The 16,373-nt window shown below is 70.7% G+C and carries 17 protein-coding genes and 1 pseudogene; 5 read left to right on the forward strand and 13 right to left on the reverse strand.

The annotated features are described in order from the left end of the window. Positions 1 to 56: 56 nt before the first annotated feature. The 3 genes and pseudogenes from OO60_RS07490 to OO60_RS48385 form a co-directional block, all read right to left on the reverse strand. On the reverse strand, positions 57 to 659 hold the full coding sequence (locus tag OO60_RS07490) for an NYN domain-containing protein (RefSeq protein ID WP_003060907.1): 603 nt from the start codon (positions 657 to 659) through the stop codon (positions 57 to 59). 315 nt (positions 660 to 974) lie between these two features. Further along, positions 975 to 1,226 carry a hypothetical protein gene (locus tag OO60_RS47685; RefSeq protein ID WP_033261065.1) on the reverse strand — a complete coding sequence of 84 codons (252 nt, stop codon included), beginning with the start codon at positions 1,224 to 1,226 and terminating at the stop codon, positions 975 to 977. Between the two features lie 60 nt (positions 1,227 to 1,286). Beyond that, positions 1,287 to 1,472, reverse strand: a pseudogene (locus OO60_RS48385) (helix-turn-helix domain-containing protein); the annotation flags it as partial. Positions 1,473 to 1,591: 119 nt separating this feature from the next. On the opposite strand from OO60_RS48385, the gene OO60_RS48390 reads away from it, so the two are divergent. Next, positions 1,592 to 1,795: a plasmid mobilization protein gene (locus OO60_RS48390; protein WP_425304642.1), complete on the forward strand. Its 204-nt coding sequence runs from the start codon at positions 1,592 to 1,594 to the stop codon at positions 1,793 to 1,795. A gap of 64 nt (positions 1,796 to 1,859) precedes the next feature. On the opposite strand, the gene OO60_RS07500 is transcribed toward OO60_RS48390, so the two are convergent. From OO60_RS07500 to OO60_RS07510, 3 genes are read right to left on the reverse strand one after another with little or no spacing between them, the layout of a single operon-like run. Continuing rightward, positions 1,860 to 3,167, reverse strand: a complete 1,308-nt coding sequence (locus OO60_RS07500) for an amidohydrolase family protein (protein WP_003060902.1) — start codon at positions 3,165 to 3,167, stop codon at positions 1,860 to 1,862. 23 nt (positions 3,168 to 3,190) lie between these two features. After that, on the reverse strand, positions 3,191 to 3,844 hold the full coding sequence (locus tag OO60_RS07505; RefSeq protein WP_003060900.1) for a response regulator: 654 nt from the start codon (positions 3,842 to 3,844) through the stop codon (positions 3,191 to 3,193). Beyond that, positions 3,841 to 5,640, reverse strand: coding sequence for a sensor histidine kinase (locus tag OO60_RS07510; protein ID WP_003060899.1), 1,800 nt, complete (start codon positions 5,638 to 5,640; stop codon positions 3,841 to 3,843). The genes OO60_RS07505 and OO60_RS07510 overlap by 4 nt, the downstream gene beginning before the upstream one ends. A gap of 173 nt (positions 5,641 to 5,813) precedes the next feature. Here OO60_RS07510 and OO60_RS07515 point away from each other — a divergent pair, with 173 nt between their 5' ends. Both OO60_RS07515 and OO60_RS07520 read left to right on the forward strand, forming a co-directional pair. Then, positions 5,814 to 6,515, forward strand: coding sequence for an ABC transporter ATP-binding protein (locus OO60_RS07515; protein ID WP_033261114.1), 702 nt, complete (start codon positions 5,814 to 5,816; stop codon positions 6,513 to 6,515). Beyond that, positions 6,512 to 8,761, forward strand: a complete 2,250-nt coding sequence (locus OO60_RS07520; protein WP_033261066.1) for an ABC transporter permease — start codon at positions 6,512 to 6,514, stop codon at positions 8,759 to 8,761. The genes OO60_RS07515 and OO60_RS07520 overlap by 4 nt, the downstream gene beginning before the upstream one ends. Positions 8,762 to 8,850: 89 nt before the next feature. Here the strand turns inward: OO60_RS07520 and trmB are convergent, their stop codons facing one another. The 6 genes from trmB to OO60_RS07550 all read right to left on the reverse strand — a co-directional run bounded on the left by trmB (position 8,851) and on the right by OO60_RS07550 (position 13,756). Further along, a complete protein-coding gene (gene trmB, locus OO60_RS07525) occupies positions 8,851 to 9,486 on the reverse strand; it encodes a tRNA (guanosine(46)-N7)-methyltransferase TrmB (protein WP_425304644.1) in 636 nt (211 codons plus the stop codon). A gap of 72 nt (positions 9,487 to 9,558) precedes the next feature. Then, complete coding sequence (locus OO60_RS07530; RefSeq protein WP_033261115.1) at positions 9,559 to 10,128, reverse strand: hypothetical protein; 570 nt, start codon at positions 10,126 to 10,128, stop codon at positions 9,559 to 9,561. Positions 10,129 to 10,275: 147 nt separating this feature from the next. Further along, positions 10,276 to 11,037 carry an ABC transporter permease gene (locus tag OO60_RS07535; RefSeq protein WP_003072842.1) on the reverse strand — a complete coding sequence of 254 codons (762 nt, stop codon included), beginning with the start codon at positions 11,035 to 11,037 and terminating at the stop codon, positions 10,276 to 10,278. Next, positions 11,034 to 11,942, reverse strand: a complete 909-nt coding sequence (locus OO60_RS07540; protein WP_003072839.1) for an ABC transporter ATP-binding protein — start codon at positions 11,940 to 11,942, stop codon at positions 11,034 to 11,036. The genes OO60_RS07535 and OO60_RS07540 overlap by 4 nt, the downstream gene beginning before the upstream one ends. A gap of 108 nt (positions 11,943 to 12,050) precedes the next feature. Continuing rightward, a complete protein-coding gene (locus tag OO60_RS07545) occupies positions 12,051 to 12,800 on the reverse strand; it encodes an ABC transporter permease (RefSeq protein WP_003072836.1) in 750 nt (249 codons plus the stop codon). Positions 12,801 to 12,817: 17 nt separating this feature from the next. Beyond that, entirely contained in the window at positions 12,818 to 13,756 is a 939-nt protein-coding gene (locus tag OO60_RS07550; RefSeq protein ID WP_003072834.1) for an ABC transporter ATP-binding protein, read from the reverse strand. Between the two features lie 288 nt (positions 13,757 to 14,044). Here OO60_RS07550 and OO60_RS07555 point away from each other — a divergent pair, with 288 nt between their 5' ends. After that, positions 14,045 to 14,632, forward strand: coding sequence for a TetR/AcrR family transcriptional regulator (locus OO60_RS07555; protein WP_003072827.1), 588 nt, complete (start codon positions 14,045 to 14,047; stop codon positions 14,630 to 14,632). Continuing rightward, complete coding sequence (locus OO60_RS07560) at positions 14,629 to 15,573, forward strand: SDR family NAD(P)-dependent oxidoreductase (protein ID WP_051767648.1); 945 nt, start codon at positions 14,629 to 14,631, stop codon at positions 15,571 to 15,573. Before OO60_RS07555 ends, OO60_RS07560 begins: the two co-directional genes overlap by 4 nt. 6 nt (positions 15,574 to 15,579) lie before the next feature. Here the strand turns inward: OO60_RS07560 and OO60_RS07565 are convergent, their stop codons facing one another. Next, positions 15,580 to 16,296, reverse strand: coding sequence for an SDR family NAD(P)-dependent oxidoreductase (locus tag OO60_RS07565; RefSeq protein ID WP_003072811.1), 717 nt, complete (start codon positions 16,294 to 16,296; stop codon positions 15,580 to 15,582). Positions 16,297 to 16,373: the final 77 nt, after the last annotated feature.

Here is a 16,373-nt window from a genome sequence, read left to right on the forward strand (position 1 = left end):
GCATCGATCCGAAGAGGTGGATCAGGCTCGGCCTGGTCAGCGGGGCGAAGATTGGGTCATACCCATCGGCCGGGGCGCTTCAGGGTGTGTCCATCGTCAGTAATCACCTCGACAGGTAACTGCGCTTGGCGGAGTTTGGCCACGCCGATGGGGAAGGCGGCTAGCACGGCTAGCTTCAGGTCGTGGGACCATCGAGCCGGCGGAAACGCGACGACGACTTCCTTGTCCGGACACACCCGCTTGAGCGCGCGGACCGCGGGGCAAAGGTCACTGTCACCTGAAATGATCACGGCGGTGTCGAAGTCATCTGTCACGCCGTGCTCGAGGAGCGCGATTGCGATACTGACATCGGTCTCCTTCTCTTCGTAACCCGTCCACGTAGAGCCGCACTGTCGGCAACCTCGGACCTTCTCCTGGAACCGTCCGTCGATGATCTCCAAGTTGGCGCAGTGCGCCCCCAGCGCATCCAGGTAAGTGGATTGCCGCTGAAGGCTGCCGGCGTCATTGCGTACGCGTGCCGTGAAGTACTTGACTCCGGTCAAAGTCTGCCAAGGCTTGAGAAGGCTCGTGGCCAGAGCTTCGAGGTCCAACCAGTGGTATCGCCGACCGTACTTCTGCTTCAGGCCGTAGTAGAGGTTGAAGCCGTCGATGAAGACCATGACACGTTGCACAGGACACACCCCTTCCAGATGCCTGGTCCTCACCTGCCTGGGTGTGTAAAGTGGAAATCACACCACGCCATGGCGAGCAGCCTTGGCCTTACGGCCCCCGCAAGGGGGCCGTTTCTTTTGTCGTGCCTTGACGCTGCTGCCATGTCCAACGCACCTGACGGCACCACGTGCCGTGGTGCACTGCATCGGTTCTGTTGGACGTGGGCTTCAGGACGTTGGCTCGGCGGTTATACCGCCGATGGGAGTATGCCTTCGCGGGCGTCATCATGCGCGAGCGACACGCCGAAGCTGAGTCGCCGGGAGTCAAGGTGGTGGAGTTCGCGGCAGGTGGAACTGCTCGATCACGGCGCGGTACTTGCCGGCCACGTTCCGCATCGAGTTCAACGCCTGGCGTCGATGTTCGTCCGCTGCGAGCATCGCCTCGAGTGCCCGGTCGTACTCCTCCTGAACCTCCAGGAGGCGCAGGTTGGCGTAGAGCAGGTTGACCTGGTCGGGCGCCGCGGCGATCTGGTGCCCCTCCAGTGCGCGGACCCGGTTGGCGAGGTCGTCGATCAAGCTGCTGACCTGAGCGTTCTCAGTGGATCGTGTGTCTGAAACCCGACCGTGCTCAGCGATGTACGCGCTGATCGATTCTCTGGGAACTCGGTAGATGTCGCGTCTTGCGCCTCGGCTGGAGCGTTCAGCCCTTAACCGTCCGTTGCGAATCCAGTTACGGACGGTTTGAGGGCTGCATCCAAGTGCCGACGCGGCGTCCCGTACGGACAACCATTCATCGGCGCCTTCGGAGTCAAGCCCGGCCACGACTACATTGTGCTCTGTAGTGTCGCACAGTGTGCCAAATACGACCCGCCTGAGCGTAGGTACGCCCGGCTAGCTCGCAAATGTGCCAAACTGTGGCCTATCCGAGCGGAGGAGACGGCATGTCACATGAGCGCGAAGCTCAAGGGCGTAGCCGGCGTTCTGAGCAGCGGCAACGAACGGCACTTGTGGCACTGAGACTGCTCCCCGAGGAGCGCGAACTGCTTGAGTCCACCGCTCGGTCCCGAGGTATGAGCTTGTCCGAGTTTCTGCGGGTCAGCGCCATGAGCGCGGTTGGCGTCGACACTCGGGCTCGACCTGCCTGATCCCCTCCGGATCCATGCGAGTCAGCCCGGTTCGCCGTACCGGTGAACCGGGCCTCCGCCCGCGTTAGGCCCGCAGCCGGGCCGCGGTCTCCGCCACCCCGGCCTGCACCTTCGCCCGGTCCACCTTCACCGACTCGCCCTCGGCCACGACCTGCTCCCCGGCGACCCACACGTCCCGCACCCGCCGCGACCCGGCCGCCCACACCAGGTTCGACAGCAGCTGCACGTCCGGCACGTCGATGCCGCACGCGAACGCCGGGTCGTCGAGGTCGACGTGCACCAGGTCGGCCCACCGGCCCGGCTCCAGCGAACCGATGTCGGACCGGCCCAAAGCCGCCGCGCCGCCGCGGGTGGCCAGCAGGAACACGTCCGCCGCGGTCAGCACCGTCGAGTCGCCCGTGGCCAGGCGGGCGAACATCGCCGCGAGCTGCAGTTCCTCCCACAGGTCGATGTCGTCGTTGGACGCCGGGCCGTCGGTGCCGAGGCCGACGGACACGCCCGCGGAACGCAGGTCCGCGATCCGCGCGATGCCCGAAGCCAGCTTCGCGTTCGAGCCCGGGCAGTGCGCCATGCCGACGCCGTAAGCCGCGTACAGCGCGATGTCGTCGTCCGACAGGTGGATCGAATGCGCCGCCAGCACCCGGCCGTCCAGCATGCCCAGCTCGCGCAGCAGCGCCGGCACCGAACCGTGCGCCTCACGCACAGCCGTGTCCTCGAGCGCTGCCTCGGCGACGTGGATCTGGATCAGCGCACCGCGCGAGACAGCGGATTCCGCCGTCGCGCGCAGGCCCTCCGCCGACAGCATGTACGCCGAGTGCGGGCCGTAGCCCAGCTCGATGCGGTCGCCGTGGCCGAAGCGGAGGCCGTCCGTGTCGATCCAGCGCTCGATGTCGGCCAGCTGGGCCTTCCAGTCCAGGCCCGGCAGCTCCATCACCGGCGGCGCCACCAGCACGCGGCCGCCCGTCGTGAGCACGGCGTCGACCAGCTGCTCGCCTTCGAAGTACATCTCCGCGCTGGTCGTGACGCCGTGGCGGAGCATCTCGACCGAGCCGAGCAGCATGCCGGTGCGGACGTCCTCCGGGCGCAGCTTGGCCTCGGCCGGCCAGATGATCTCGTTGAGCCACGGCAGCAGCGGCAGGTCGCCGCCCATGCCGCGCAGCAGCGTCATCGGACTGTGCGCGTGCGTGTTGACCAGGCCGGGCAGCAGGATGCCGGTCAGGGTGGTGACCGGTGCGGCGGACTCGGGGGCGGTGGCCGCCGGTCCGCAGTACGAAATGCGCCCATCGGCGTCGACATCGACGACCGCGTCACGGAGGAGCGAACAGGACGGGTCGGCGGGGAGAACGACAGGGGCGTGGAAACGGCGTTGCATCTCTGGATACTACGCACCGGGAATCACGAAACGACTCCGCTCCGCCACGCCCACGCCGCGGTCTCCACCCGGTTCCGCGCGCCGATCTTGCCCTGCACCGACGCCAGGTGCGTCTTCACCGTCGACAGCGACAGGAACAGCTCCGCGCCGATCTCGGTGTTGGTCAGCCCGCGCGCCACCGCCTTGACCACGTCGAGCTCGCGCGCGGTCAACGGCTCGGCCGGCGGCGGGACCTGCGGTTTCGCGGAGCCGGCGCCGTTGAAGTGCTTGAGCAGCCGGACGGTGATCTGCGGCGAAACCAGCGCGTCGCCGCGGTCGGCCGCGCGGACCGCCTCGATCAGCAGGGCCGGGCCCGCGTCCTTCAGCAGGAAGCCGGACGCGCCGTTGCGCAACGCCGTGTGCACGTACTCGTCGAGGTCGAACGTCGTGACGACGACCACCTTCAGCGGGTCGGTCACGTCCGGTCCGGCCAGCTGCCGGGTCACCTCGAGGCCGTCGAGGCCCGGCATGCGGATGTCGAGCAGGCAGACGTCCGGGCGCAGCTCCCGGGCCTTCGCGACCGCCGAGACGCCGTCCGCGACGTCGGCGACGACTTCGATGTCGTCGTGGGACTCCAGGATCATGCGGAAGCCCATCCGCACCATCTCCTGGTCGTCGGCGATCAGTACCCGGATCACTCGTCCCCTTCCGTGTCTTCTCCGGCGGCCAGCGGCAGCCACGCTTCGACCCGCCAGCCGCCGTCCGGGCCGCGCCCGGCCGACAGCCGGCCCTTCAGCAGCGCGACCCGTTCGCGCATGCCGACCAGACCGTAGCCGCCCGACCCGCCGGCCGGCCGGTGTGCCGTGGCGCGCCCGTCGTCGGTCACCCGCAGGTGCAGCTCATCGCCGGCCACCTCGGCGACGACGAACGCCTCGGTCGCGTCGGCGGCGTGCTTGCCGACGTTGGTCAGGGACTCCTGCACCAGCCGCAGGGCCGAGCGGCCGACCTCGTGCGGCAGGTCCGGCGGCAGGTCGAGGTGCATCGACGTCGGGACGCCGTGGTTGGCGCTTTCGACCAGCTTCCGCAGGTCGGCGCCGAGATCGGTGGTCGCCTGCTCGCTGAACTCGCTCGACCCGGCCGGCGCGTCGCCGCGCATCGAGCGGACCAGCCGCCGCATCGCCGCGAGCGCCTCGACGCCGGCGTTCTCGATCCGGCCCATCGCCTCCACCGCGATCTGCGGGTTCTTCTCGGCCATCAGCCGCGCCGCCTGCGCCTGCACGACGATCCCGGTGACGTGGTGGGCGACGACGTCGTGGAGCTCGCGGGCCAGCGCCATCCGCTCGGCGGTCTGCGCGTCGGACACCGCGGTCTGCACGGCCTGCGTGCGCTGGGCGTCCCGCGAGCGCAGCACCAGGCCGACGGCGATCGAGATGCCCAGCATCAGCGCCGCGGCGAAGGCCAGCACCGTCAGGACTTCGGGATCGGCTTGCAGGCCCCGCGACCGGTACGAGTTGAGGATCGCGGCGAGCGCGACGACGCCCGACAGCACGGCGATCCGCCGCCACGACCGGGTCAGCCCGCGGGCCCGTACCAGGTTCACGACCACGCCCATGCCGGCGATGACCTGCGCGGCAGGCACCCCGCCCGGCATTTCGTAGTCGTAGGTGCGGAGGTCGAGGAACGGCGTGACGACCGCGGACAGCAGCATGATCCCGGCGAGGCCGAGCAGCGCGTCCGCCGGCCGCCGCGGGGACAGGACCGCGATCACGGCCGAGACGATCGAGCAGAACAGGATCGGGAATCCGCGCGCGTTGCTCGAGTACGTGAACCCGAACTCGAACAGCAGCGCGAAGGCGAGCAGGCCCATCAGCGGCCACTGCCCCAGCGCGAGCTCGGTCACCCAGCGGACCCGGCGGCTCCGCGGATCGGCGCGCGGGCTGCGGTCGCGGGCCGCGACGGCCGGCACGAGCGGGCCGACGAGCAGCAGCAGGCCGAACAGCAGCGCCTGGGTGGCGGTGCCACCGTCGATGTCGCCGACGCCCGAGTACCGGCCGAAGACGGCGACCAGGCCGGCGACGACCAGGAAGCCGGTCACGCAGAACGCCACGCCCGCCCGCGCCCGGCGGGCCACGTAGTAGACCATCAGCACCCCGGCCACGACCTCGGTGATGGTCACCTTCGGCAGCACGCTGGAGTACGGCGGGATGTGGAGCGCGTGGATGAAGAGGGTGGAGAAGATCAGCACCCCGCCGCCGGCCACCCCGGCGACGGCGGCCCGCTTCTGGGCCCACACCCCGCAGGCGGCCATCGCGAAGATCCCCGGCAGCAGGCCGAAGTCGACGAAGCGCGGGCCGTGGTCGTCGAGTGCCGCCTGCGTCGTGAAGACGACGTCGAACAGCAGGGCGGCGTACAGGACGGCGGAGGGCACGCCGATGCGCCGCACCAGGGCGGCGGCGCGGGTGGAGAGCGTGTTCGAGGGGGGCGCGGCGGGCACAACGTGACGTTACGTGATTCCCCGGTGCCCGCACCTTGGCCGAGTGGCCCGCGCTCCCTCGGCCGATCGGCCGATGCGGGCCGGTGCGTGACTGGCCGTCTGCCCGAAGTGGACACCCCGTGGTTTCCGCGAGGCTCATCGGCGTCAAGATCCGAACCGACAGGGAGAACCTCGTGGACCCGAACACTCCACATGCGACGAACGGCCCGGTGCTCTCCGGCCGCGGGCTGGTGAAGCGCTACGGCACCCAGTTCGCCCTGGCCGGCATCGACATCGACATCCAGCCGCGGGACGCCGTCGCCATCGTCGGGCCGTCCGGCTCCGGCAAGACGTCGCTGCTGCACGTGCTGGCCGGCATCCTCAAGGCCGACGACGGGCAGATCTTCCTGGCCGGGCAGCGGATCGACCACCTCGGCGAGAAGAAGCGCAGCGAGCTGCGCCGCACCGAGTTCGGGTTCGTCTTCCAGTCGGGGATGCTGGTCGCGGAGCTGTCGGCCGAAGAGAACGTCGCGCTGCCGTCGCTGCTGGCCGGGCTCGGCCGCAAGGAGGCCATCGACGCCGGCCGCCAGTGGCTCGCGCGCCTCGGCCTGGCCGGCAAGGAGAAGCGCCGCCCCGGTGAGCTATCCGGCGGCGAGGCCCAGCGCGTCGCGATCGCGCGGGCGCTGACCCACCGGCCGAAGGTGATCTTCGCCGACGAGCCGACCGGCGCGCTCGACACGCGCACCGGCCGCGAGACGATGGACGCCCTCCTCGGCGCCGCGCACGAGACCGGCGCCGCGGTGATCGTGGTGACCCACGACCGCGAGCTGGCCGAGTCGATGCCCAAGACCGTCGCCATCCGCGACGGCCTGATCGCGACGAGGCTGGCGGCGTGAACTCGCTCCAGCTCGCCCTGCGGGTGCTGAAGGTGGACCGGCGGACCCGGACGTCGGCGATCCTCACCGCGGTCGGGGTGGCCGTCGCGACCGGGCTGGTGCTGCTGCTGGCGACGCTGCCGTTCGCCACGCAGAACCGCGAGCAGCGTGCCCTCTGGCAGGGCGAGAACTTCTACAGCCACGGCTCCGACGGCCCGGTCAACCTGCTCTTCTCTTCGTCGAAGGACTACTTCGACGGCAAGCAGATCGTCCGCGTCGACATCGCGGTGGCGCCCGGGGCGACGCCGGGGTCGATCCAGCTGCCGCCGGGCGTGCCGCAGCTGCCCGGCCCCGGGGAGACCGTCGTGTCGCCCGCGCTGGGCCGGCTCCTGCAGGCCAGTCCGGCCGAGCGGCTCGGCGACCGGTTCGGCAAGCCCGTCGGCGCGCTCGGCGAGGCGGGCCTCCGGTTCCCGGAGCAGCTCGTCGCGCTGACCGGGCACACGCCGGACGCGATGCCGCAGCGCGCCGACAAGGTGGCCGGCTTCCCGAGCGGGAAGGCGAGCGCGGACGCGCTGCTCACGCTGCTGTCCTGGGTCGGGATCATCGTGCTGCTGGTGCCGAGCCTGGTGCTGGTCGCGTCGTCGGCCCGGCTGACCGCCGCCCGGCGGGAGCGGCGGCTGGCCGCGATCCGGCTGGCCGGGGCGACGCCGGGGCAGGTCACGAACATGGTGGCCGCCGAGACGACGTTGTCGGCCGGGATCGGCGCCCTGCTCGGCCTGCTGATCAGCCCGGCGCTGCACGGCCTCGCGTCGTTCGTGCCGTGGGCCGGCGGCACCTGGCTCCCGGCCGACTTCGCGCTGCCGACCGGCTTGACGGTGTTCATCGTGGTGGCCATCCCGGTGCTCGTGGTGCTGGCCGGCGTCCTCGGCCTGCGCCGCGTGCTGAAGAACCCGCTGTTCGCGACCGGCGGCCACACGAAGAAGCCGCTGCACTGGTGGCGGCTGCTGGCGCTGCCCGCCGCCGGGGCGTTCTTCCTCATCGCGGTGACGACGGCGAAGGACTTCGGCGGCATCGGCCTGGTCATGGCGGGGCTGTTCTTCCTGGTCGGCTCGGCCGCGATCGTCGGGCCGTGGGTGACGTCGGCGGTCGGCGGCACGTTCGTCCGGATCTGGCGGCGCCCGTCCGCGCTGCTCGCCGGCCGCCGCCTGCGTGACGACCCGAAGGGCGCCTACCGCTCCTCCGCCGGGATCGTGCTCGCGGTGTTCGCCGGGTCGATGGCGCTGACGCTGCTGCCGACGTTCGAGTCGATGGCCGGTGGCGGGCGGTCGTTCGCCGATTCCGTGCTCTACGTCGACACCGACCACGAGCACGCGGGCAAGATCGTCGACCAGGCCAACGCCTCCCTGCAGAAGTACGGCCAGCCGGAGAAGGCGGTCGCGGTCGGCGAGGTCTACCTGGTCAAGGGCACCGGCGACAACCGCTACGGCCACCGCGCGCTGGTGATGACCTGCGCCGACGCCGTCAAGCTGACCCGCTTCGGCCTGACGCCGGAGAACTGCACGGGCGGCCCGGCCGTCTTCGGCGACGCGGCGATCGACCTCGCGCAGTACCAGCTCGCCCCGGCCTGGGAGGGCCCGGCGATGGCCGCGAAGTCGGGAACGCGGGTGGAAACCGTCAAGTACCCCGACGCCGACCTGTCCGGCTCGTTCGTGATCGACCCGGCCGCGCTGCCGGACGGCCTGACGCCGAAGGACTACACGATCGTCGCGCCGACCACCGGCGCGAACCGCGAGATCGTCCGGACGGCGCTGGCCGGCCCGGCGGCCGGCGCCGAGATCGGCAGCCGCGACCAGTACCTGTTCAACCAGCAGACCGAGCTCGGCGACCTGCGCCGCGTCACGGTGATCGGGCTGCTCGCGGCGGGGATCCTGGCCGGCTGCAGTGCCGCCGTCGCGACCGCGGGCTCGGTGATGGACCGCCGCCGCACCTTCGGGGCGCTGATGGCCGCGGGCACCCCGGTGCGGGTGCTGGCGAGGGCGTTGCGGATGGAGGCCGCGCTGCCCGCACTGGTCGCCACCATCGGCGCGGGAATCGTCGGGGTACTCGTCGGCGTTGGGTTGTTCAGCATGGTCGACGAGCGGGGCATCGTGCTCAGCCCGTGGATCCTGGCGCCGGTCGTGCTCGGGGTCGGGGTGGCCCTGCTCGGCGCGTCGGTCTGCACGCCCGCGTTGAAGCGGGTCCAGGCCGAACCGCTGGCCGACGAATAGGCGTCCGCCCCTCTGTCGGGGGAGGGGCGGATACGGGGGTACAGAGGGAGGTCGTGAGTGTTTAGGCGGGTTCTAACTCGTCTAAACACTCACGACCGCTTTTCGAAGATCAGGTCGTGCGAGACGCGGCCTTCGACGTCCGCGCGCTGCTCGAACTTCGTCACCGGCCGCCACTCCGGCCGTGGTGCCCAGCCGTCGTACCGGTTCTTCAGCGAAGGCTCCGCGGAGCACACTTCGAGCATCTGCTCGGCGTAGTTCTCCCAGTCGGTCGCCATGTGGAAGGTGCCGCCCGGGGCGAGCCGCGACGCCACGAGCGCGGCGAACGACGGCGAAACGATCCGCCGCTTGTGGTGCTTCTTCTTCGGCCACGGGTCGGGGAAGAACAGCCGCACGCCGTGCAGCGTGTCCCGCTCGACGTGCTCGGTCAGCAGGACAACGGCGTCACCGTGCAGCAGCCGCAGGTTTTCGACGCCGAGGTTCTCGGCGCGCAGCATCAGCTGGCCGAGGCCCGGGTCGTAGACCTCGGCCGCGACGTAGTTCAGCTCGGGCGCCGCGGCGGCCAGCTGCGACGTCGTCTCGCCCATGCCGGAGCCGATCTCCAGCATCACCGGCGCCTCGCGGCCGAACCACGCGGTGAAGTCGAGCGGCCCCGGGGGCAGCTCGCTCACCGTGCGGCCCAGCCGCGGCCAGTGGTCTTCCCACGCCCGCTGCTGCCCGACGGTCATCCGGCCACCGCGCTTGACGTAACTGACCACGCTGCGCAGCCGACGTCCGTCCTCGTTTTCCACTCAGCGAGGTTAACGAACGGCTTCGATGACCCCGAGACGTGACCGCAGTCCGGCGAGCCCGGCGATCGGGATCGGGTCCGGCGTCGGCCCGGTGTGCGCCGGGAGGACGTCGATCCAGCCCTCGTGCCGGTCGGTGTTCATCACCGTGGTGGGAATCGCGTGCCCCGATTTGCCGCGTTCGGAGGGCATGAACTCCCAGTACCCGGATTCACCGTCCGCGGCCCAGGGGACGAATTCCCACCCCGGGCGCCTGCCGAGCAGTTGCGCGATCCGGTCCTCGACGCGGAAACCCTGTTCCCGCGAATCGAGCTTGCCGTCGGCGACCGCGCGCAGCCACCACGGCGCGGGGATCGGGCCCGCCATCCCGGCCGAAGCGCGGAACAGGGCCAGGACGCTGTCTTCGGGCGCGCGGTGCACCCACGCCCGGCGGAGTTCGGCCGGCGTCGCCGCCGTCATGGCGGCCTGCGGGAGTTCGATCGCCCGCGACCATTCGAGGTCCAGCATGGGTTCGAGCCGGGGGGCGTCGTCTTCGACGCGGGCTCGGGGAATCGTGCCGCCCAATTCTTGCCCGGTGTCCACCGTCAAGATTCACCTCCAGGGGAGCTAGACGGTTCCGGTGCTCACTTCGAATATTGCCTGGTCATAGCAGTATGTCCGGCGGCTGTGAGAGAAGCCACAGCCATTTCATCTCGTCTTAACACGGATTTTTGCGGTATGAGACCGCGATCACGCGTCGCGGCGGGCCGTGACGAGCACCCCGGCCGCCAGCAGCGCCACGCTGATCGCCGCGAAGTAGCCGAGGTAGCCCCACGGGCCGAGCGCGGGCGAGGGCAGCTGCAGCGCGCCGCCGGCGAAGCCGCCCGCGCCGACGAACTGGTCGGCCGCGTGGAACGGCATCCACTGGTAGACGTGCTTGCCGATGCCCGGGATGAAGAGGATGACGCCTTCCAGCACCTGCGTCCAGACGAGGACGATGGTCAACGCGAAGGCGACGCTGCGCAGCAGGAGCGCGACGCCGACGCCGGCCACCGCGGTGAACAGGAAGACCAGGCTCTGGCCGAGCACCGAGCGCCAGTCCGCGCCGGTGTGCAGCGCCAGGTTGGCCTCCGGCTGCACCAGCGAGGCCAGCGCCCACGAGCCGAAGCCGACGACGAGCCCGAGCACGGCGCCGACCGCGCTGACGACCACGGCCTTGGCCAGCAGCGCCGGGACGCGGCTGGGCACGGCCTGGAACGTCAGGCGCATGGTGCCCCAGTTGAACTCCGACGCCGTCGCGAGCACGGCGAGGACGAGCAGCACGGTCCGGCCGTTGCCGCTCGCGAGCTGGGTGTTGCCGACCGTCGGCGGGATTTCCGGCCCGGCCAGCGCGAAGAACAGCGCGGTGAAGCCGAGCGGCGCGACGAGCGCGATGGCCAGGCACCACCACGGCGCGCGCGTGCTGAAGAGCTTGATGCGCTCGGCGCGCAGGAGGTTCGTCGACGTGGTCACTGGACGGCCTCCGGGGTGGCGAACTCGACGGCCTCGTGCGTGAGGTCGAGGTAGGCCTGCTCGAGCGAGCCGGTGATCGGGCTCAGCTCGTGCAGGGTCGCGCCGGCGTCGAAGGCGAGCTGCCCGATCCGGTCACTGTCCATTCCGGACACGACGAACGCGCCGCCGGTCTCGGTGAACTCGGCCTGGCCGGTCAGGGCCGCCCGCAGCTCGTCGGCGTGCGGGGTGCGCACCCGCACGCCGTGTTCACTCGTCCGGGCGACGAAGTCGTCCATCGTGCCCTGGTAGATCAGCCGGCCGCGGCCGATCACGACGAGGTCCTGCGCGGTCTGCGCCATCTCGGGCAGCAGGTGGCTGGACACGAAGACGGTCCGCCCTTCGGCGGCCAGCGCGTGCAGCAGCTGCCGGATCCACGCCATGCCCTCCGGGTCGAGGCCGTTGACCGGCTCGTCGAACAGCAGCACGCGCGGGTCGCCGAGCATCGCGGCGGCGATCCCGAGCCGCTGCTGCATGCCGAGCGAGTACTGCAGGACGCGCGTCTTGCCGACGCTCGTCAGCCCGACCAGGGCCAGCACCTCGTCGACGCGCTTGTCCGGGATGCCGTTGGTCGCGGCCAGCCACCGCAGGTGGTCACGCCCGTTGCGGCCGGGGTGGCGCCAGGTGGCGTCGAGCATCGCGCCGACCGTCCTGAGTGGATCTTCCAGCTCGCGGTACGGGACGCCGTCGACGAGCACCGTGCCCGCGTCCGGGCGGTCGAGGCCGAGGATCAGCCGCATGGTCGTGGACTTGCCGGCCCCGTTCGGGCCGAGGAAGCCGGTTACGCGCCCGGACTGCGCGGTGAACGTCAGCTCGTTGACCGCCGTGGTGGCGCCGTACCGCTTGGTCAGCGCGGTCGCTTCGATCATGGGGCTCCCTCGTCCGTCACCGGAAGCCTACTGCGAAACGGGAATCCGGGTCGCCCCCCGACAGCGCGACCCGGACTCCCGGTTTCCCCTTATCCCCTTGTTCCCCCTTTATGCGTCCCGCTTCTTCGCGACCCCGAGCGCGACGAGCAGGAACACGATCGCGATGCCGGCGAAGTACGCCAGCGCCCAGCCGGGGCTCAGCGGCGAGTCGGACGGCGCCGGGCCGTCCACGACCACGGAGCCGCGCAGGAACTTGTTCGCCACGTTGAACGGCAGCCACTCGTGGATGTGGTGCCCGACCTTCGGGATCAGCTGGACCAGCTCCTCGACGGCCAAGTAGTAGATGAGCAGCAGGGCGATGGCGCCCGCGCTGTGCCGGATCAGGATGCCCAGCGCGACCGCGAGCACGGCGCTGATGGCGAACACCGGGCCGAGCCCGGCGACGTTCAGCCAGTCCTGCGTCGTGTGCAGGCCGAGGTGGTCGTCCGGCCGCATGAGCATGGCGAGGCCCAGCGCACCGAACGCGCCGATCTCGCCGATCACCAGCGCCACCAGCGCGACGACGACGGCCTTGGCGACCAGCGCCGGCGAGCGGTGCGGCACCGCCTGGAACGTCGTGCGGATGGTGTTGAAGCGGTATTCGGTGGTCACCGCGAGCGCGGCGAGCACCATGACGACGGCGATGCCGAACTGGGAGCCGCCGAACTGGGTGGCCGACAGCGCGATGGGTTCGTCGGTGGGCGTCGCGCCGGCCAGGATGGCCGCGAAGCCGACGGACAGGGCGACGGTGATGAGCGCGCACCACCACGGCGAGCGGGTGCTGAACAGTTTGATGCGTTCGACCGCGAGCAGGTTCATGATCTTGGTTTCCCCGGTTACTTGGCGGACTCGAGCACGTGCTGCGCCTCGGCGTCGAGGCCGGTGTGGTACTCGACGGAGTCGCCGGTGATCTGCATGAAGGCCTGCTCCAGCGAGCCGGTCTGCGGGCTCAGCTCGTGCAGCACGATCCGGCCGGCGGCGGCGATTTCGCCGATCTTGTCGCTGTCCATCCCCGACACCACGAGCGCCTTGTCGTCCCCGGTGACGCCGGCGCTGGCGCGCTGCAGGGCGTCGCGGAGCTCGGCCAGCTGCGGCGAGCGGACCTTGACGGTGTTCTCCGCGGCGCGGGAGACGAAGTCCTCGGTCGAGGACTGCGAGATCAGCTGGCCTCGGCCGATCACCACGAGGTTGCTGGCGGTCAGCGCCATCTCCGAAAGCAGGTGGCTCGACACGAAAACGGTGCGGCCTTCCTCGGCCAGCCGGTGCATGAACTTCCGGATCCACAGGATGCCCTCGGGGTCCAGGCCGTTCACCGGTTCGTCGAACAGCAGCACCTCGGGGTCGCCGAGCAGGGCGGCCGCGATGCCGAGCCGCTGCGACATGCCGAGCGAGAACCCGCCGGCGCGCTTGCCGGCGACGCTGGTCAGGCCGACGATTTCGAGTACCTCGTCGACGCGGGCCGCCGGGATGCGGTTGGCCTTCGCCATCCACAGCAGGTGGGCGCGCGCCGAGCGGTTCGGGTGCACCCACTTCGCGTCGAGCAGCGCGCCGACGGTGCGCAGCGGCTCCTTGAGGTCGTGGTACTTCTTGCCCCCGATGGTGACCTGGCCGCCCGTCGGGTTGTCCAGGCCCAGGATCATCCGCATGGTGGTGGACTTGCCCGCCCCGTTCGGGCCGAGGAAGCCGGTGACCTGACCCGCGGCCACGGAGAACGACAGGTTGTTCACCGCCAGTGTCTTTCCGTACCGTTTGGTGAGGCCGGTTGCCTCGATCATGGCTGCTCCTCTTCCGCCCCTCGCTTACGACGCGTTCATCGTCGCGGGTCTGGGGTGGTTCGCGCGTCACCCTGGAGGCCGAACCCCTCCCCCTACCTGAGTAGTACCTTGCTGGCTCTTCGGCCGATGCGCGATCCGTGATGACCCTGAGTCGACCCTGAGAACCTTGTTCAGCCGTCGGCCGGCGCGACGGTCGCCGCAGGTGGGCGAGCTGCGGTCCGTGGCGCCGTCCTAACCAGAACAAGGTTCTGATTCGAAGTAATTAATGAACTGTGGTTCAATAATGGCGTGGCCCGGCCGAGGAGCATCACCGACGAGCGGCTGCTGGCCGCGGCGGAGACCGTGATCGGCCGCTGTGGCCCCGGTTTCACGCTGGCGCAGGTGGCGGCGGAGGCCGGGGTTTCGGTCGGCACGGTCGCGCAGCGGTTCGGCTCGAAGAGCGGTCTGCTGCAGGCGATGAGCCGGCGGGCCACGCGGCGGGCGGTCGAGCAGATGCGGGAGAGCGCGGAACGGGTGGACGACCCGGTCGACGGCCTGCGGGCCGCGGCGGTGTCGGTCTACGCGGTGCTCGGGGACGCCGAAGAAGCGGCGAACCACCTGGGCCAGCTCGGCGTGGACATCGGGGACCCGGTGCTGCGGTCGCTGCTGGGCGAGCACTTCACGGCGGTGGAAGCGGAACTGCGGCGGCTCGTGCGCGCGGCGGCGGCTTCGCTGCCGCACGCGCCGAGCGTGCCGCGAGCGGCCCGTGCGGTGCTCGGCGTCATCAACGGGGTGTCGATCGACTGGTCGATCCGGCCGCACGGGCGGCTGGCCGACCGGCTGGCGGAGGACGTCGACGCGGTGCTGTCCGCGTGGCGGGGACGGGAGGACGCATGAGTGAGCTTGCGAACGAATCGAATTCACCACTGAGTTTGCAGGGCAAGGTCGCGGTGGTCACCGGAGCGACGCGCGGGTGTGGCCGGGCGATCGCGGTGGAGCTGGGCCGCGCGGGAGCGACGGTGTACGTCACCGGCCGCACGACCCGCGAAACGGTGTCGCCGATGAAGCGCCCGGAGACGATCGAGGAAACCGGCGAACTGGTGGAAGCGGCCGGCGGCCGCGCGGTCGTCGTCCGCTGCGACTTCACCTCGGTGTCCGATGTGGACGCACTGAAGGCCCGCATCGAGTCCGAAGTGGACGGAATCGACATCCTGGTCGACGACGTCTGGGGCGGCGACATGTACTTCCACTTCGACGCGCCGTTCTGGGAGACGCCCCTTGATGACGCGCTCAACCTGACGCACAACGCCCTCGACACGCACCTGATCGCGCTGCACAAGCTGCTGCCGCTGGTGGTCGACCGCCGCGGCCTGGTCCTGGAGGTGACCGACGGCGACAACGACGACTACGTCGGCGCCGGTCTCCCCTACTACCTGGCCAAGTGCGGCATCCGCGCGCTCGGCCGGGCCCTCGGCGTGGAGCTGGAGAAGAACGACTGCGTCGGCCTCGCGGTGACGCCGGGCTTCCTGCGGTCGGAGTCGATGCTCGACCACTTCGAGGTCACCGAGGCCAACTGGCGCGACGCGGTCGGCAAGCTGGCCCCGGTCGACTTCAAGATCTCCGAGACGCCGTACCTGCTGGCCCGCGGCGTCGCGGCCCTGGCGCAGGACCCGGAGGTCGCTCGCTTCGCCGGGCAGACACTGGCGTCGTGGACGCTGATGAAGGAGTACGGCTACACCGACGTCGACGGCGACCGCCCGGACTTCGGCCGCTGGCTCACCGAAGTCCGCAACGCGGGCAAGGACCCGGCGGCCACTCCGCCGGACGGCTACCGCTGACCGCCGTCACCAGGGCACGTCCCCGGCGTCGTCGAAGAGCCCGCCGGTCGGGCCGTCGTCGGGCAGGGTGGCGAGCCGGACGGCGATCTTGGCGCCGTCCGCGGGCGTGCTGGTGCCGTGGAAGCCGTTCAGGTCGGTGGCGACGTAGCCGGGGCAGGCACAGTTGATCTTGATCGGCGTGCCGGCCAGTTCCTTGGCGTACTGGATGGTGATCGCGTTGAGGAACGTCTTCGACGGCGAGTACGCCCCGCTGACGCCGCCGAGGTCGGCGCCCGGCGTGGTCTGCAACGTCAGCGACGCGACGTGGCTGGACTGGTTGACGATCCGCGGGCGCCCGGAGCGGCGCAGCAGGGGCAGCATCGCGTTGGTGACCCGGACGACGCCGATCACGTTGGTCTCCACCACCGCCCGCAGGTTCTCCGGCGTGACGGCCGACGGCTCGTCCGGCCACGCCCCCGCGACGCCGGCGTTGTTGACCAGCACGTCGAGCCGTCCCCCGAGGAGGGCGGCGGCGGCCGCCACGCTCGCGTCGTCGGTGACGTCGAGGGGCACGCCGAAGGCGTCGACGCCGGCCGCGCGCAGCTTCGCCACGGCGTCCTCCCGGCGCTGCTCGTCGCGCGCTCCGATGCCGACGCGCACGCCCAGGGCGCCGAGGCCGGCCGCGATTTCGAAGCCGATTCCCTTGTTCGCGCCGGTGACCAGCGCGACCGTCCGTTCGTTCATGCCCCGATCATCGGCGGGCTCCGGCGAGGCACCAACACCCGGCGTGACGAGCGACGATACCCCGGTGGTATCGGTGC

Source organism: Amycolatopsis vancoresmycina, assembly GCF_000716785.1.
GTDB lineage: Bacteria > Actinomycetota > Actinomycetes > Mycobacteriales > Pseudonocardiaceae > Amycolatopsis > Amycolatopsis vancoresmycina.

Bases quoted from the DNA above. Each gene is read 5' to 3' on its own strand.
- OO60_RS07490 (WP_003060907.1), bottom strand. From the start codon at position 659: ATGGTCTTCATCGACGGCTTCAACCTCTACTACGGCCTGAAGCAGAAG.
- OO60_RS48390 (WP_425304642.1), top strand. From the start codon at position 1,592: ATGTCACATGAGCGCGAAGCTCAAGGGCGTAGCCGGCGTTCTGAGCAG.
- OO60_RS07500 (WP_003060902.1), bottom strand. From the start codon at position 3,167: ATGCAACGCCGTTTCCACGCCCCTGTCGTTCTCCCCGCCGACCCGTCC.
- trmB (WP_425304644.1), bottom strand. From the start codon at position 9,486: ATGACCGTCGGGCAGCAGCGGGCGTGGGAAGACCACTGGCCGCGGCTG.
- OO60_RS07540 (WP_003072839.1), bottom strand. From the start codon at position 11,942: ATGATCGAAGCGACCGCGCTGACCAAGCGGTACGGCGCCACCACGGCG.
- OO60_RS07545 (WP_003072836.1), bottom strand. From the start codon at position 12,800: ATGAACCTGCTCGCGGTCGAACGCATCAAACTGTTCAGCACCCGCTCG.
- OO60_RS07550 (WP_003072834.1), bottom strand. From the start codon at position 13,756: ATGATCGAGGCAACCGGCCTCACCAAACGGTACGGAAAGACACTGGCG.
- OO60_RS07560 (WP_051767648.1), top strand. From the start codon at position 14,629: ATGAGTGAGCTTGCGAACGAATCGAATTCACCACTGAGTTTGCAGGGC.
- OO60_RS07565 (WP_003072811.1), bottom strand. From the start codon at position 16,296: ATGAACGAACGGACGGTCGCGCTGGTCACCGGCGCGAACAAGGGAATC.